Annotated in this window: 13 protein-coding genes; 1 reads left to right on the forward strand and 12 read right to left on the reverse strand. The window is 48.8% G+C overall.

Features of this window, described 5'->3' with window-relative positions; translation table 11 throughout:
* Positions 1-20: 20 nt before the first annotated feature.
* On the reverse strand, positions 21-1,496 hold the full coding sequence (locus H583_RS0125370) for an MDR family MFS transporter (protein WP_028562935.1): 1,476 nt from the start codon (positions 1,494-1,496) through the stop codon (positions 21-23).
* 212 nt (positions 1,497-1,708) lie between these two features.
* Here H583_RS0125370 and H583_RS0125375 point away from each other — a divergent pair, with 212 nt between their 5' ends.
* On the forward strand, positions 1,709-2,038 hold the full coding sequence (locus H583_RS0125375; protein WP_028562936.1) for a hypothetical protein: 330 nt from the start codon (positions 1,709-1,711) through the stop codon (positions 2,036-2,038).
* A 125-nt stretch (positions 2,039-2,163) separates the two neighbouring features.
* On the opposite strand, the gene H583_RS0125380 is transcribed toward H583_RS0125375, so the two are convergent.
* From H583_RS0125380 to H583_RS0125430, 11 genes are all read right to left on the reverse strand, one after another.
* The gene (locus H583_RS0125380) at positions 2,164-2,391 is read right to left on the reverse strand and encodes a hypothetical protein (RefSeq protein ID WP_036710961.1); all 228 of its coding nucleotides are present in this window, start codon (positions 2,389-2,391) and stop codon (positions 2,164-2,166) included.
* A gap of 207 nt (positions 2,392-2,598) precedes the next feature.
* Positions 2,599-3,540 carry a hypothetical protein gene (locus tag H583_RS35675; protein WP_051236985.1) on the reverse strand — a complete coding sequence of 314 codons (942 nt, stop codon included), beginning with the start codon at positions 3,538-3,540 and terminating at the stop codon, positions 2,599-2,601.
* Between the two features lie 165 nt (positions 3,541-3,705).
* On the reverse strand, positions 3,706-4,560 hold the full coding sequence (locus tag H583_RS0125390; RefSeq protein ID WP_028562938.1) for a metallophosphoesterase: 855 nt from the start codon (positions 4,558-4,560) through the stop codon (positions 3,706-3,708).
* A 408-nt stretch (positions 4,561-4,968) separates the two neighbouring features.
* Positions 4,969-5,616, reverse strand: a complete 648-nt coding sequence (locus H583_RS0125395; protein ID WP_028562939.1) for a FusB/FusC family EF-G-binding protein — start codon at positions 5,614-5,616, stop codon at positions 4,969-4,971.
* 303 nt (positions 5,617-5,919) lie between these two features.
* Entirely contained in the window at positions 5,920-7,662 is a 1,743-nt protein-coding gene (locus H583_RS0125400; protein WP_028562940.1) for a sensor histidine kinase, read from the reverse strand.
* On the reverse strand, positions 7,659-9,245 hold the full coding sequence (locus tag H583_RS0125405) for a response regulator (RefSeq protein ID WP_028562941.1): 1,587 nt from the start codon (positions 9,243-9,245) through the stop codon (positions 7,659-7,661). Before H583_RS0125405 ends, H583_RS0125400 begins: the two co-directional genes overlap by 4 nt.
* 171 nt (positions 9,246-9,416) lie before the next feature.
* Positions 9,417-10,220, reverse strand: a complete 804-nt coding sequence (locus H583_RS0125410; protein WP_028562942.1) for a carbohydrate ABC transporter permease — start codon at positions 10,218-10,220, stop codon at positions 9,417-9,419.
* On the reverse strand, positions 10,217-11,089 hold the full coding sequence (locus H583_RS0125415) for a carbohydrate ABC transporter permease (protein ID WP_051236987.1): 873 nt from the start codon (positions 11,087-11,089) through the stop codon (positions 10,217-10,219). The genes H583_RS0125410 and H583_RS0125415 overlap by 4 nt, the downstream gene beginning before the upstream one ends.
* A 109-nt stretch (positions 11,090-11,198) precedes the next feature.
* Positions 11,199-12,485, reverse strand: coding sequence for an ABC transporter substrate-binding protein (locus tag H583_RS34285; protein WP_051236989.1), 1,287 nt, complete (start codon positions 12,483-12,485; stop codon positions 11,199-11,201).
* Between the two features lie 113 nt (positions 12,486-12,598).
* On the reverse strand, positions 12,599-14,764 hold the full coding sequence (locus tag H583_RS0125425; RefSeq protein WP_028562944.1) for a hypothetical protein: 2,166 nt from the start codon (positions 14,762-14,764) through the stop codon (positions 12,599-12,601).
* Between the two features lie 521 nt (positions 14,765-15,285).
* Positions 15,286-16,377, reverse strand: coding sequence for an NADH:flavin oxidoreductase (locus H583_RS0125430; RefSeq protein ID WP_028562945.1), 1,092 nt, complete (start codon positions 16,375-16,377; stop codon positions 15,286-15,288).
* Positions 16,378-16,440 lie beyond the last annotated feature (63 nt).

Genomic DNA, 16,440 nt, shown 5'->3' on the forward strand with positions numbered 1-16,440 from the left:
TCATGCTCTTTTTTTATTCATTAATGTCCCATCATCATGGCCGGGTCCGGGGCATTTCCTTCTCCCTTGCTTGTATCATCTGGTTTCGGCTTTGGCTTTCGCAGAATGAATCCCAGCAACGCCCCTACGAGCGCAATACCCGATGCCAGCAGGAACGTATCCCCGAAAGCGGAAGTTGCGGCTGCAGCCTGATTGGCTGTCTCTGTCATATGGCTGGTTACCCGTGAGGTCCAATAGCCGGTTAAACCCGCAACGGCGAAAGATACCATGACCTGCTGTGCAGCAGTCGTCAGCGGAGTGACCCGTCCGACGAGATGACGAGGCGCCGAGGCGAGCACATGCGTATTGATCGCCATCATGGACATCCCCATTCCTGCCCCTACCATTGCCAGTGCAGTCATGATGTATGGCAGTCCGGTATCCAGTGTAATCTTCGACAGCATGAACAATGCTGCTGTAATGACGCTCAGTCCGGCAATAGCGAGCGGACGGGCGCCCAGCTTGTCATAGAGACGGCCGCCAAGCGGCATGAAGATCGCAGACGAGAGCGCCTGCGGCAGCAGAATCAAGCCTGTCTCCAGCGCCGTATACTGCTTAATGCTCTGCAGGAACAGCGGGATGAGCAGGATCGACCCGAATAGGGCAATCTGCGTCACCCAGGAAATCAAAATGCCGCGGGTAAAGTCTGAAGACCTGAATACGCGCAGCTCCAGCAGCGGCTGCTTGCTTCTTAGCTCTACGATAATGAACAACAAGAGCGCAGTTCCGCCAACAATCAGGCCTGTCAACGTTCGTGGAGATGTCCACTCTACACCGCCCTCGCTTACGCCAAAGGCCAGCATGGAGAAGGCGATCGGCGCCAAAATCATGCCAAGAAGGTCAAGCGACGGCACAGCCTTCACCTCGCTTTTTGGCAGGTTGCGAAGTCCGATCAGGATCGCCAAAATGCCGATCGGCAAATTGATCAGAAAAATCCAGTTCCAATGCACATACTCCACCAGATAACCGGCCAGCACAGGTCCAAGCGCAGGTGCGAGCAGCATCGGAATTCCGAGCATTCCCATTAATGTTCCGCGTTTCTCCGGCGGCGCCATCTTGAAAATCATGGCCATTCCAATCGGCGATACCATACCACCGCCAAGACCCTGAATAATACGGAACAAAATCAGTTGTTCCGGTGTTTGCGCCATGGCGCACAACAAAGATCCAACGGTAAAAAAACCGATGGTAATCAGAAAAATCCGCTTCGTCCCGAAGCGGTCGGTCATCCATCCGGCCAGTGGAATCACGGCGGACAAAGCCAGGGTGTAGCCTGTAACGGACCATTGCAGCTTGGATATGGTAGAGTTGAACTCTTCCACCAGCTTCGGCAGCGCAACGTTAACCACGGTGCTGTCCAGAATGACCATGATCATGCCGACGATTACGGCCAACATCGGGCCAATAATTTTTTTAATTGAAAATTCTTCATGTGTACTCAAGCTGTTCGTACTCATTCGATAGCTCCTCTCTTTCTCCAGAATTGAAGTATATCGAACTTATTTGAACTGAATATGTACGAGAGGTTACAAGTCTTGATTTTCCGGCCTATCCCGGTGCATAAAATTCTCTGAAAAATGTATTGATTTTCCGATAAATCCTAGTATAATACTCGGTAAAGAGATTCAACTTACACATATTAATTGAAACGCAAAAAGGAGCCTATCCTATGACAGCAAAACTTATTGCCCAAAGATGGATTGACGATCATTTGGATTTATATAATTATGCGGTAAAAGTCAGGGATACAGCCTGGCAGGAAGACATCCTCTTCACCTTAAAGCAAAAGGAGCTGCATATTGCAGGTGAGATCCGCTATACGATCAAAACCCGTCTCTGGCAAAAATTTGACCAGATTAATCAGGAACTGATGTCGCTATACGAACAGCTTCATGGGCTGAAGGATGAGGAAAATCCGGATAGTCAGCAAATCAAGGAAAAGCTGTGGGGGCTCAAACTGGAGCGTCTGCATGTTGCGCAGCAGCTAAGAGGATTGTAGCAGGGGTGTGAATTGAATAGCCGATTCGTTGGCATACAGAGGTCTGCTCTGCCTTGACCACGTAACAGCTCTCCCGTTTCTTGAGGACGGGACCAGCTTGTACGGAATCTTCGCGGGCGGCTTTTTTATGCTTTTTGCTTCATTTCTCTCATCATTTGCATCATCATCGTCATCATTTCATCACATTCCTGCATTTTGGACATCATCATATCAGTATCCATGCTCATGTCCATGTCCATGTCCATATCCATTCCCATCATGGAATCCATCATCATTTTCATACATTTCATTTTGCACATCATTTCTTCCATACACATGTTCATCATAACCGTGGACATCATCATATTGTTCATCTCCATCTCTCCTTCTACTCGATCATTTTGTTCCCGTCACTAGAATACTATATTTACCTGATTTGCACAATATTTATTTCTTGATTTTCAATATTACTTTATGATATATTTATAAATTAACTATTCACATTAATCTTATCGGATATCCATAAAAAGGAGCAGCCCCTTGCTTATCAGCAGGAACAGCTCCTTTATAGGGTAATTTAATTAAAACTTTAACGGAACATTGGCTTTAAGAAATTTATCTACATCAGCCGTACGCTTGCCGCCATTCTTCTCCAGGACATCCATGAACTTTTGCAAAGTCCCTAGCAGCTTGCTGCTTCCGGCTCCGTTCTCCAGTGCTTTCTTGTAAGTCTTAAGAGCTCCTGGCTCGATTGTCTTCGTATCGTAATCAAACAACGGCGTGTTGTTGGCACCATAAAAAATATGCATTTTGGAAAATTCCAGTTCCCGCTCCACATTGGCTCTGCGGTTGGATACCTTGTAAGTATCCAGGAACTTCTCGCGTTCCAATCCCCGCTTCAATGCCTCATCCCAGCTGATCAACAGCGCCGCATCTCCAAGAGCCGGCTTATTGGCCTCCACTGCCATAATATCGATATAAGCCGCAATATCACGGTTCACGTAAGGGCTGTAGCGTTTATACTCGCTGTAATTAATTACGGGGTAATACATGCCCTCTTGTGTTGCTATCTGGTAACCGCGGTCTCTGGCCTCAATGAGCAGCTTGCGCTTGGCCGGATCTTTCACGACGGCCAGCAAATTCGTAAATGTCGGACTCTCTACCCGGACACCATCCAAAATTCCGGTTTCAAACTTTTTCGTAAAGGAAGCAAGATCCGCCCGCTGCGCATTTTCCAGATGAAGCGTCATCAGTGTTGCATGATGCGGTGATGTCTTGCTGATATGATTAAGCAGATACTTGCGGGCCTGGCTAAGCTTGCCCGGTGCCTTCAGATAGATCTGGAACTGATCATAAATAGCCTGGGAGGACTGGGCAGTGACTGTTTGTGCGGGAACGTTGGCCGTACTGGCAAGCGGCGCCGCAGCAGCAGCTCCAGCCCCTGCAGCTACGGTCAATGTAATACCCAGAGCCATGGAACGTACCAGCAGTTGGCTTTTGAAGCGTTTGGATGTTTTGTTCATGATAAGTTCCTCCAATTCATTGTTTGTATTTGAATAATTTAATAACGTGATCCATTTCATATGGATGCCATTGATTATTGATTAACCGCACAATCACTGCTTTACACAGGTCTGAACCCTATTTCCGCCAGCCACGTTCTGTAACATTCTCAGGCATCCATTCTCCTAAGCTGCGTGAGACAGCTTAATGACGACAATCTCGGGACGGTTAAATAACCGCTGCGGAATAATGCTGTTCCCAAGCCCCCGGCTTACAATCATCGTTGTGCCTTCGCCCGTATATTGTCCGGCGTCATACTTCGGCAAAAAGCCTTGATTCGGAGCGACAAGTCCGCCGATGAAAGGCAATCTGACCTGTCCGCCATGCGCATGTCCGGAGAGCACCAAATCCATCCCATACTTTTCATAGACCGGGAACAGCTCCGGCCTGTGCGACAGCAGCAGCATGAAATCTTTTGACTCCTCATCTCCTTCCAGCGAGCTTCGCAGCTCAGAGGCTACCAGATCCTGCTCGTCATAAGACATTCTCTCTATTGCCGGGTCATCGATGCCAATGATACGAAAAGAGCCTTCGCCCAGTTGAATCATTTCGGAGCGGTTACGCAGCACATGTACCCCGAGCAGCTCCAGCTTCTTCTCCAGCTCTTCGTATCTTCCCGACCACCATTCATGATTGCCGGTGACAAAATAGACGGGGGCAAGCTGAGTCAGTTCTTTCATCAAAGTCAGACTTGTTTCTTCATCATACCGTTTACTGTCCACCAGATCGCCTGTGATGACAATCAGGTTCGGATGCTGTGTCTGCACCTTGCTGACCAGTCGCTGCTGGCCGTTGCCGAAAGATTTGCTGTGAAGATCGGAAAGCTGCACAATTGTATAATTCTCCGCTCCTTTGGGGAGCTTGGCAGAGCTGATGTTGAAGTTTGTGACGGTCAACGCATTATTTTCAAAAATAAGAAAACCTGCTGCAAGAACAACAAATACTGCAATCCACAGTATACGCTTTATCATCTTACTCATTGCTGTTCACCCCCCTAGACGGATGATCCGTTATTTATGTTGCGGTTAATATTTTTAACGTACTCATTTACTATACATTCCCAGGGTCAACTCATGCAAAATTCTTAAAGAAATTAAAATTAAAGAAATTAAAATTTCTTTGATCCTCTTTTAATGCGATTTTTCCCAAATTGAAATGATCCAGGGAGCGCTATCAGCTGATAATGCTGATAACAGATAGGCAGGGCCAAAACTTAAAATCACAATACGTGCAAACACGCATGTTTATATCACGTAAGTATGATTATATTAGGTATCAAATGAGCTAAAAATAGCAAAAAACCATTGAATGCCGATGCGGTAACTGCATCTGGTTCAATGGTTTTTTGCTAAAGTTTAATTATCTGTAATCAGCACCGGGCCTGCCGGTTAGCCGATAACAGATTCTATAAATTTCTCCAAAGCGGAGAGGTCCGTTATATTGGAATTGCAAGCATGGCCGTCTGCACACAGATAGTTGCCCACTGTCCGATAGTAATCTGACGAGGACTTCTCGGGTCTCTTCTTGGACATCGCCGAAAACAGGGCAATTTCCTCCTGTCTATTGCAAATAAAGCAATAGCCTTTCTTGTTCGTAGGCGTGTATTTGCCCTCTATCCCGACAAGCTTTCCTTCAACAGGATAGACCATAAACAGCTTGTTCGTTGAGATATCCATCCAGCTCAGATGGGACATATAACGCCGGTCCATCTGCTGAAGATCCGGAGCCTTCAGTTTCTTGGTCTTGGGAAAGAGCTTCTGAATCTGCTTCTCCGAAAGAAGAGGAAATTCCAGCAAATAGGGTTCCAGCTCCCGGAGATAGGCTTCAAATTGTTCTGCTGTCTCCAGCAAAGAAATGCCCTTGACCTTCTCGTGCTGTGCCGGTTCCGGGAATTGTTCTGTGATTGTATATTCGGCACCATCCCGGATGGACTCGATGACCTTGCGGTCAGATACTGTGCGTAACGTATATTGCACCAGGCTTGCCTGTTTTTTTATCAAATTATATTGGTGGTTTCTAATAAATGGTGTTTGCATCGCTTGACAGCCCCTCATCCGTTATTTTAGTGGAAAATAAGGTGCAAAGCCCATTACTAGAAACGATCACTGCTTATACGGGCGATGTTTAGATTAAAGCAACATTCCGCCCATGCAAAGTATCGCCCCAATAAAAGGCTTTGCATGAGACTTGCCAATCCGGCAATCTTTTATTGCCATCGTTACCAGCTCCTTCGATTTAACGATAGGATTAGTATAATAAAAATAGGCCATTCTTTCAATTGCGTTTGCAAATTAGCTCTAATATAAGACAGCCGTGCCGGAGGAGCTCTTCCAAAAGCTTCAACTGTTTGAAGTCTGGACCGGAAGACGGATGACAGCCGTTGTTCCTTCCCCGGATATACTCGTCAGTTCAATCCCGTAGCTATCGCCATAATGAAGCTTAATCCGCTGATGCACATTGCGCAGACCGAAACCGCCTGTTTCCATTGTAGAGGCTGCCCATGAATCCTCGATTTCCTCACGTTCCAGCGATCTCCGTACCTCGGCAAGCTTCTCAGCCGTCATCCCGGCACCGTCATCACTTACTGTAAGTGTCAGTATATCTTGCTTCAATGCTGCCCGCACGGTTACCGTGCCTGGACGTCCGTGTTTGCGGATGCCGTGCATAATGCTGTTCTCGACCAGAGGCTGCAGCAGGAACTTGATCATATGCTGCCCCCCGGCCTCAGGCTCCAGGTCAATATCCCAGTGAAGCTGGTCTGCAAATCGGATACCCTGGATTTTCAAATAGTGGCTGACATGCATGACCTCGGCTTCAACCTTAATGATTTCTTTACCCTGATTGAGTCCGATCCGAAATAACCGTGACAAGGAAGTCACGATATCGCTAATTCTGGAATCGTCATATTTGCGTGCCAGCATATATACCGAATCGAGCGTATTATACAAAAAATGCGGATTTATCTGATATTCCAGCGTTTGAAGCTGGAGCTTGCGCCGCTTTTCCTGTTCCTCGCGGTTTTTCTCAATCAAATGGGCAATTTCATCGGACATCATATTCAGCTTGTTCGCAACTTGTCCAATCTCGTCATTGCGAAGCACCGGAATCCGGATCTGCTGCCCGCTGCCTAAATGCTTGATTCCCGCTTGCAACTGCTGGAGCGGCCTTGTAATCCGGTGAGACATGAATACAACCAATACAATGGTGAAGATCAGCAATGTGAACATGACAAATGCAAACGCAAGCAGTATATTGCGGATCGGTTCATTAATCTTGGATTCCAGTATCCAGGTGGAAATATTCCAATCCTTCTGCTGGATCGTATAGTACGAATATTTCCCCCCTCCCGACTCAAAGGTGGAGTCCCCGTTTGTCCCCCCGCTTCCGGACAACAGAAGCTTCGGATTCCAGTCATCGGTACTGGAAACCTTAATGCGCATCTCATTATCAAAAACAGCAAACTGCTGGCCCTCATCCAGTGTAAATTGCTTGAACATGTTGAAGATCTCTTGCTTTTCCAGCAGGACGAACATATAGCCGATTTTATGATTCAAGTCGGAACGGTTATCCATGATTTGCCGGGCAATTACGATGGTCCCCTCGTCAGAACCGTCAAACCAGACGGATGTCCCATTCGCTTCATCAACTTTCTGAGTCAAATCGATGAGATTCACGGTCAGCTTCGGTGAAATTGCGGTGCTTCCGGAAATGCGGAATTCATTATTCATAATAAAAATATTGCGTGTGAATTCGCTCGAGTCTCCATAAGTGACAAGGCGGTTATGCAGATCGCTGCGGAGGGTAAAATGTTCGGCCGTCTGCTTCCATTCCTGAACAGCGAGAAAACGCTGTACGAGCGGATCGCCGAAAATACGGAGCATCAGACCCTCGTATTCCTGCCTCCACTTGGTAATTTCGACCGTAAGCGCCTCAGCAGACTGGTTGTGATGGCGGGCATAGGACTGCATCAAATTCGTCTGAACGGTCGAGTAGACATAGACCGCACAAATTAATAACGGAAGCAGCAGCAGAATAGAGAAGAAAAATACCATCTGGGACCGGAGTGATCTTAAAAACTTCATGATTCCTTATCCCCGTAGCGGTCTCTGAAATCACTCGGGGTAAATCCTGTATTTTTCTTGAATAGGCTGCTAAAGTAATGGGCGCTGGAATAGCCAATTTTCTCGGCAATATCGTAATTCCTAAGAGATGTATGTACGAGCAGCTTCTTCGCTTCCTCCAGACGGATGCCCGTCAAAAATTCAACACAGGTCATTCCGGTCTTCTGGTGGAAAATACGGGATAAGTAATTTGGTGTTATGCATAGCAGTTTGGCGACGGTGCTGACGGATAATTCGCTGTCTGCATAGCCCTCCGCCATCGCAAGCTTGGCGCGCTCAACCAGAACATCGACGAAGCCCGCATTCGTGCGGGTCCTCAGAACGATCAGTTGATTGAAGCAGTCCTCGAAGAAAATTTCAATCTCCCGGGCTGATTCCGTTTCATTCAGCTTCGTATAGCTCTCGAAGTAGCTCGGCATTGTATCTCCGGCCTGATATTCATCCGCCAGCCTGTATACCGTACCCAGGAGATGGACATACATCAGCTTCATCATCGGCGAAGCAGCCTTTTGACGTTCCAGAGCTGCCGTAAATGGTCTTAGGGGATTACCCTCCAACTGATCCCGGAACCGCACGGCCTCGATCAGCTCTTTTTCCTCCTGGTATGGATATTCAATGTGGCTTTGGTTCAAAGCCGGCATTTCTTCATAATGAATGATGCCACGGTGGTCGAGCAGCGAGAGCAGATGGACAGCCTCCTCAGCCTCATGCGCTGAATTGGGAATAAAGTTGAAAGAGTCATAACTCCTCCCTACACCGATTGAAGCTGTAACCTTTAGCTGCTCCTCAATTTCATCAAGGAGCGCTTCATAAACCGCCTGTTCCACCGGCTTGTGCAGGATGCCCTGGATCAGAGCCGGCCCAGAGTCGGTAAAATGAACCCGCTGACGCTTCAGGTGCTTATCGGCTATCGCGCGCACCTTGCCCTTCAGCTTTGAAATATCAGTTCCAGCCTGCAGACGGATCACCTGGTTCATATTAATCTTAATCGTAATGCAGTAATAGCTGCCTTCCCCAAGATCGAGGCCTGCAGCCTCCATCCGCTCCTCCATATCCGGCGAATTCCGGAAAGCTCCCGACAGGAGATCAGACCATAGCTTCTCAATAATAATCGGTTTATATAAGTCCAGCTTCCGCCTTGTATCCTCATTCAGAAGCGAATTATGCTGCTCATTGGCAATCTCATTGACGATTGACGCCACTGTCTCCTGCATTTCCTCAGGCAGCACCGGCTTGACCAGATAGCTGGATATTCCCAGCGCTACCGCCTCTTTGGCATACTCAAACTTCTCATAGCCCGTCAAAATAACGAACCGGATTCTCGGATGGCTCTCCTTGATCCGCTTGGCGAACTCAATGCCTGACATCTCCGGCATAAACACATCCGTAATCACCAGATCAGGCGGGTTCTGATCAATAATCCCGATGGCCTCCATTGCAGTAGGCGCTTCCAGACATTCCTCAAAGCCTGCCGCCTGCCAGTCAATCAGCGAATGCAAGCCTTCCCGGATTATCGCTTCATCATCTACAAACAGTACGCGCATTCCTCGTCTCCTCTCTTTCTATCAGGATGCAAGCGTAAACGGCTGCCCTGCCGGCAGCAGCGTTTCGCGCAGAAAAAGTATAACGGTGAATTCCTAAGACGATCCCGGTTGAACGAATACATTTCGGGCAGGGCCGCCGTGTGAAAAATCCTTCCGATCGCTGTCACTCTCTTACTTTACCGCACCTGCTGTCAGACCGCCGATGATTTTTTCACTTAATAGAGCATAAATGACAACGGTCGGCACAATTGCCAGAATCATCGCAGCAAAGGCCTGCGGATAGTTCGCCTGAAAGGTGGTCAGAAAAAAACGGATTGCAACCTGAAGGGTGCGTGTGCCTTCGCTCTGCGTAAGCAAATTGGCATACAACAGTTCATTCCAGGCTGTAATCATCAGAAAGATTGATGCCGTCACTATACCCGGATAACTGATCGGCAGAATGACGCGCGTGAAGGTGCGGTGAACCCCCGCCCCATCCATAAAGGCCGCCTCGGCCAACTCCGGGGGAATCGTATCCATATAGTTTTTGATTATTAATACGCTAAGCGGCAGGGATATCCCTGCATAGACAAGTGCAATGCCTATCAAAGAATCGTAAAAGCCGATCCAGTTGATCAGATAATAATAGGGAACCATAAACGCATTCGTCGGCACCAGGATGCCGCCAACCAGCAGCAGCTGCCAGCCGGTGCGCCAGCGGAATGTATAGGTAAATATATACGATGCAAGCGTTGCAAGCAATAGGGCAAGCAGTGTCGATACTGCGGCAATGATCAGCGAATTATAAAAATAGACCGAAACCGGATGCCTGGACAGCACAGCCGCATAATTGTCCAGCAGCCAATGTTCAGGCAATCCGAACGGACTTGCAAACAACTCGCGGTTAGTTTTGAAGGTGGCCAGGATCATCCATAGAAACGGGGCGAGCATAACTGTGCCTACGGCATATAAAAAGAGGCTTCTCATCCACTTCATATTCCGGCCCTCCGATTTGTCATGCGCCCAAGCGCCAGAATCGTCCCCATGACTGCCGCACCTATTCCAATCGTCAGCAGCCCGGCAGCCATTGCCACCCCGTACCGGCCCGCCGTAATCATTTCCCTGAACATATACAGTCCCAGATTGACCGTTTCATTGGCCGGCCCTCCTCCTGTCATCAGAAACGGATATTCGAACATCCGCAGACAAAAGGTTAAATTTAAAATCATATTGATCAGCACAGCGCTTTTTAGAAGCGGTATCGTAATATACCAGTCTTTCTGCCAATTGGTTGCGCCCTCGATCTCCGCAGCCTCATACAGTTCCGACGGAATGGCGGAGATCCGGGTCAGGAAGATCACCATCGTCAATCCGGCATAAATGATAAACGGCAGTTGATGAGCAAACAACGCTGTCCTTACATCTGCCAGCCACGGCCTTGTCAGAGAATCAAGCCCAATCATCTTCAGCAAATTATTGACCAGGCCGAGATTAACATGCAGCACAAAATACCATAAAAAAGCGATGGCGGTCGTCGATATGACATTCGGAAGCACGAACAGCACTCTGAATACCTTCCACCCTCGCGGCTTGCGGGCAAGAATAAGCGCGAGCAGGAGTCCGAACGGGATATGTAAAAACACCGCACAGCAAATCCACAACAATGTATTGATAACCGCCTTCTTGAAGACAGGGTCGTGAAAAACGAGCCCAAAATTGTCCAGACCTACATAAACCATCTCATTGATTCCATTCCACTGCTGGAGGCTGATATAGCCTGCATACAATAACGGAAAGACAAAAAACAGGAGAGTGAATATAACTGCCGGCATCAGGTAAAGAACAATATGTCGTTTGGCAATCATGTGAAGCCTTCTCCTTTTCCGTAAATTAAAACGCATGCCGCTAACGGATTTTCTCCAACCCGTTAGCGGCAGCGTGTAGTTAAAAAATTCTATTCGTTTACTGCGGCGGTTATTGATTCGCTTCATTCAGCCTGCGCACCATACCGGCCGGGTCGAACTGATCAAACATCATGCCCTCGATCAACGACGGAAGCTTGGAAATGGCCGTTGGCTTAAGTACCCTTGAGATTTGAATCAGGCTTTCCGGAGCGCTGTTGGATACGCTGATAAATTGTCCAAGCACCGGTCCCGCCTTCTCAAGCTCTTCCTCACCGAGATTAATATCCATTGACAACAGTATACGTCCCTCAAGCGTCATGAGCCGGACACCTTCATCAGAAGTCATATATTTCATAAAATCGACAATGGCCTGCTCCTTCTCCTTAGACTCCTGTTTGCCAGCAGACCAAGGTGTGTACGTGTCCGTAATGATAAAGCCCTTTTGAGCTTTCCCATTCTCGACCAGCGGTCCCGCTGCAATGCCGATGTTTTTTTGCAGCTCATTATCCAGTGAACCGATCAGCCATGGCCCGTCAATAATCATAGCCGTATTGCCAAGCGCGAAGTTATTGGAGCTAATGGAATAATTCGCCCCGATGGCATCATCTGTCGAATAGCTGAACAGTTGCTTCAGTCTCTCTGCAGCCATCACCATCTCCGGTGTATCAATCGAGACACCCACCTTGAATACTTCCATCCCGCTTGCTGCTGCAGCCAGGTAGCTGAGGGCGTTCGTTGAATGCCAGGAGTCATCTGCCGTCATCAGCGAAATCGGTATAATGCCCTTCGCTTTCAACTTTTCACAAGCCGCAAACAATTCGTCCCATGTTTGCGGAAACTCCGTAATACCGGCTTTGGCGAACAGTTTTTTATTGTAATAAAACAGTACGCCCGCCTTTTCGTAAGGTACGGAGGTCAACTCGCCGTTAATTGTCAGCGCTGCAAGATCTTCGGGCTTAAAGCGCGATCTCCATTCCTCGTCCATGTAAGGTAAAAAATTAAGCAATTGGCCTGAATTTTGCCGGGACAGATCATTCGGATTAAAGTTGTAATTGAACAAATCCGGCGGCTGCTTGGCTGCAATCATTGTCTTGACCTTCTCCTGGTAGGTCGGCCAGTCCGGGTTAATATCAATGCTGACCTTCACTTTATCCGCCCGCAACTGATTATATTGGTTTACCAGTTCATGCAGCGCTCTTCCACGCTCCGTATCCGTACTCCAGCTGCTGAGCATCTTAATTTCAATCATGTCATGCGCCTGATTGTTATTTGTCTCTCTCCCATCCTTAGCAGAGCATCCGGACAGTACGATCATAATCAGAGCAAGCAACAGGACCCGGCTTTCTTTGCTGACCATCCCCTCTACCTCCCCTTTATCAAATATACAGATGCTTCCTCTTCCACTGTACCTGTTATCAGACCCATTATAAATGAATAAATATAGCCGAACCTGTACAGATATCTATCCTTTTACCTACGACTCTCTATATATCGTCCTAGGCCAAGAAGACCAGCAGAGTAAATCCACCCAAGCGTTCCCCATATATCACCTTTGGCAATCATGTTCTCATCCTGTCCCTGGCTGCTTACGCCAAAGCCTTCGGGCTGCATGCCGATATCTGTGAATCCCATTAAATTTCCCGGATGAGACAGTACTTGCTGACAACCATTTGCAATCCATTCCGCCATCTGGCAAAAGAACGGCTCATCCGCCGCTTCGCCAAGCTCATGCAGCTCGCGGATAAAGAACAGGGAATAGATATCGACGGCCCCGCCGCCCCAGATGGAGTTAATCCCGCCACAGCCGACCGTATTAAAGCGGTGCTTGTGCAAATCCGTACCCGGCATTGTCGGAGCTGACCAAATATAGTTCCAGGTAACGAACAGCCTTGCTGCGCGCACTGCCCCCTTCAGATACCGTTCCTCGCGCGTATGGTTGTACAAGGTGTACAGTGCAGCCATCGTATACTGAACCGCTTCCTTGTCGATGACATTCGGATTATCAAGGGTCCCCCCCTGGTAATGATTCCGCTGTACATAATTGGACAGCACGTACTCGGCTGCATTGATGGCTGCGCGCAAATATTGCATCCCTTCCCCCGGCTCCTCCCGCCATAGGGCAATCAGAAACATAATTGGAATGGCTGTACCGGACTTGGAGGAGAACTCGTCATTGCCGAAGCCCGGCGCATTTTTCAGAGGCGTCCCATCCTGCTGGAATGCCCGGTACCAGGAGCCGTCCCCGTTCTGATGGCGTACCAGGAAATTGCCAAAGCGCTTCACGGCATCATACCATCCGGACTCGGTCCGGCCTTTCTCGCGGTAATGCTGGTAGGCAGTGAGCAGATCGAAAGCCGGCTCTACCATGAGCCTTAAATAATTGCCGCAGATATCACCATGGGAAACATAGTGCAGCTTGGGAGCAGTAGCATCCCCGAACGAATGAAACGGACGGTCCTCCTCTACTTCATACAACGTGTACATCCAGCCCGAAGGCGTCGTACATCGGTCCACGAAGAAATCAATGACCTTTTTCCCCTTGTCCCACCATTCGCCTCCGGCGCGTCTGGCCGTCTCGTATGCAGCATGAATCTGACGGCCTGTGAAGCCGTATTCCAGCACCGTCTGGTAGCTCTCGTGAGGAATGTTGATAAATGAAGCCCCAAAGCCCGAAGGGGCACTACGGTACCCCTTTCGCGGATCAAAATGAAAGAAGAAGCCCGCAGCACCACTTGGCAGCTCCCGGTACGAGTTTCGCAGGGAAACGCTCCGGTATTCCATCGAATCTGTCAAAGAGAATGGCAGACTGACAGGCTCCGGCTTGTTCAGGGCGGCTTTGTGCTTGAACTCATCAAATACCGCTTCATCGAAGCCCCATTGGTTGGAGATGCGCAGCTCGTAGGCGGCCTTAAGCTCGATAACGGCTTCGTCAAGCGGAAAATAGGCCGATACTGGCCGTTGATCAGCACAGAGTGCGACGCTGCGTTCGCCTTCATAATAAGGAAGACATGCCTGATAGCGGACGGTATTGCCTTCCCGGGTGTATCCCAATGAGCCGATATCCGTCCGTTGGGTAAAGCTGGCCTCACGTCCCGGTCTGAACGGCGGCTGTACGAAAGCCGGAAGCTGTGTACGCGACAGACAAACCGTCGTACCTGTCGAGGAATCATAGCCCAATACCAGCGGGTAGGTCAGTCGGTCATCCATATACATGCGTGTTACATTTTCGCGATGCTGGTCAATCGTTCCATACCAGGTGGACGGCGCGTGAAAGCGGAAGGGCGTCTCCTCCTGAACCGGCTGTACAAAGCCTAGCTGAAGCTGAAAGCCGTCTGTCTGCGCTTGGCTTGTCCTGCCGGACTCCCGTTCGGCTCGCACGGTTCTATGTACCTTGGATGCAGCTCCAGCTGTCCAACTGTCCCGGATATCGAACCGGTAGCCTCCCTGATGGAATTCACAAGCCGCCAGCCAGTTCCCAGCCTTGATTTCGGTAACCGACTGATATCTCAGACGCTGCACATCGCCTGCCAGGAAAGCAGCCTCCACCGGATAGGGTACCGCCAGTTCTACTCCTTCGCATTGCTGAAATAGCGGATAATAGCCATCCTCTTCTTTATGAAAAACGATCGAAATCATAATGCGCCTCCTTCATTATATTCCAAAAAAATAAACATGGGGTTATTCTCATCGAGAACGATCAAGGACTTCTGTTCGCCTGTCATGGACGGAGCGGATTGTATCTATTGATGAAATTTTTAGGCCTTTGGACATAATTGATAGCCGGTCTCGAACATGCCGCGGATAAGATCCGTTGATGGCAGTCGCCCCGGCTATACGGCCGATGTATATTAAAAATTTATTTACAAAATGTAATCACAAATCGGATCACACAGTAAAATACTGGCTATATTGTTATATCATAACGAACTTTCCGTCAAATTTCGATTCAATAAACTTACTTTTACTTTGCATTTATTTGACATATTGCCACAAAGCCTGTGCAGAAAATTGTATGCTTAGCAGGTAAAAAGGCATAAAAAAATCCTATCAGACAACTGATTGGCCCATTTCTAACATCATATTTCCTCCAACAAAAAGAAGGCTGACGGTTATCATTGCTTTTTAATCCGGCAGCCTCCCCAGCTTTCCCTGAGAGATTAGTATAGCGTCTTTAGCGATTCGGTACTGTACGGCTGCAGATCAGCAAGTTGCTGGTTCCGTATTTTATCTGCCCAGGCCGGGTCAGTCAGCAGTGCGCGGCCAACCCCGACCAGATCGAACTCTTCATTCCCAAGCATCTCCAGCAGCCGGTCAAAGCCCGAAACCTCCGCATTCTGTGCAAACTTCGAGCCGATAAACTCCCTGTCCAGCCCGACAGAGCCAACAGTTATCGTCGGAACACCGGTCAGCTTCTTCGTCCACCCTGCCAGATTTAAAGCCGAGCCTTCAAATTCAGGCTCCCAGTAGCGGCGTGTGGAAGCGTGGAAGATGTCAACGCCTGCATCGGCCAGAGGCGCCAGGAATTGCTCCAGTTCCTTTGGATTCTGAGCAAGCTTGGCCTCGTAATTCCCCGCCTTCCACTGCGAAAAGCGAAGTACGATCGGGAAATCTTCCCCTACGGCCTTCCGGGATGCCTTTATGACCTCCACAGCAAAGCGCGTCCGTGCAGCAATATCCCCGCCATACTGATCTGTCCGCTTGTTCGTCTTATCCCAGAAGAACTGATCGATCAGATAACCATGCGCGCCATGGAGCTCAATACCATCAAATCCAATCCGTTTTGCATCAGCAGCCGCCTTGGCGTAGGCAGCAATAAGGTCGGCAATTTCCGCCTCGCCCAGCGGCTCTGCAACCTGCTCTCCTGCCAGCGACAAGCCGGAAGGACCGACCGGCAGCGCCTCGGGATTTGGCAGATCCCCCGGCTTGCGTACAAGGCCGATATGCCAGAGCTGGGGAATAATTTTGCCTCCGGCAGCATGTACAGCCTCTACCGTCTTGGACCAGCCTGCCAATGCCTCCTCCCCGTGGAAATTCGGCCAGTTCGGATTGGAACCGGCAGCAGGGTGATTTATCAGTGTGCCTTCAGTTACAATCAATCCTACGCCGTGAGCCGCTCTGCGCGCATAATAAGCAGCTACATCATCACCCGGAACTCCGTCCGGTGAAAAACCGCGGGTCATGGGTGCCATTACGATACGATTGGACAATTGCAAATTTCCTGCAGTGAATGGGGTGAACAAATTGGTCATGTTGGGATAAGCCTCCTTATAATTATTATGCCTATAGAATTAATCGGATTTTATTGAAATACA

It is taken from the genome of Paenibacillus pinihumi DSM 23905 = JCM 16419 (assembly GCF_000422505.1).
In the GTDB taxonomy this organism is placed as follows: Bacteria; Bacillota; Bacilli; order Paenibacillales; family Paenibacillaceae; genus Paenibacillus_D; species Paenibacillus_D pinihumi.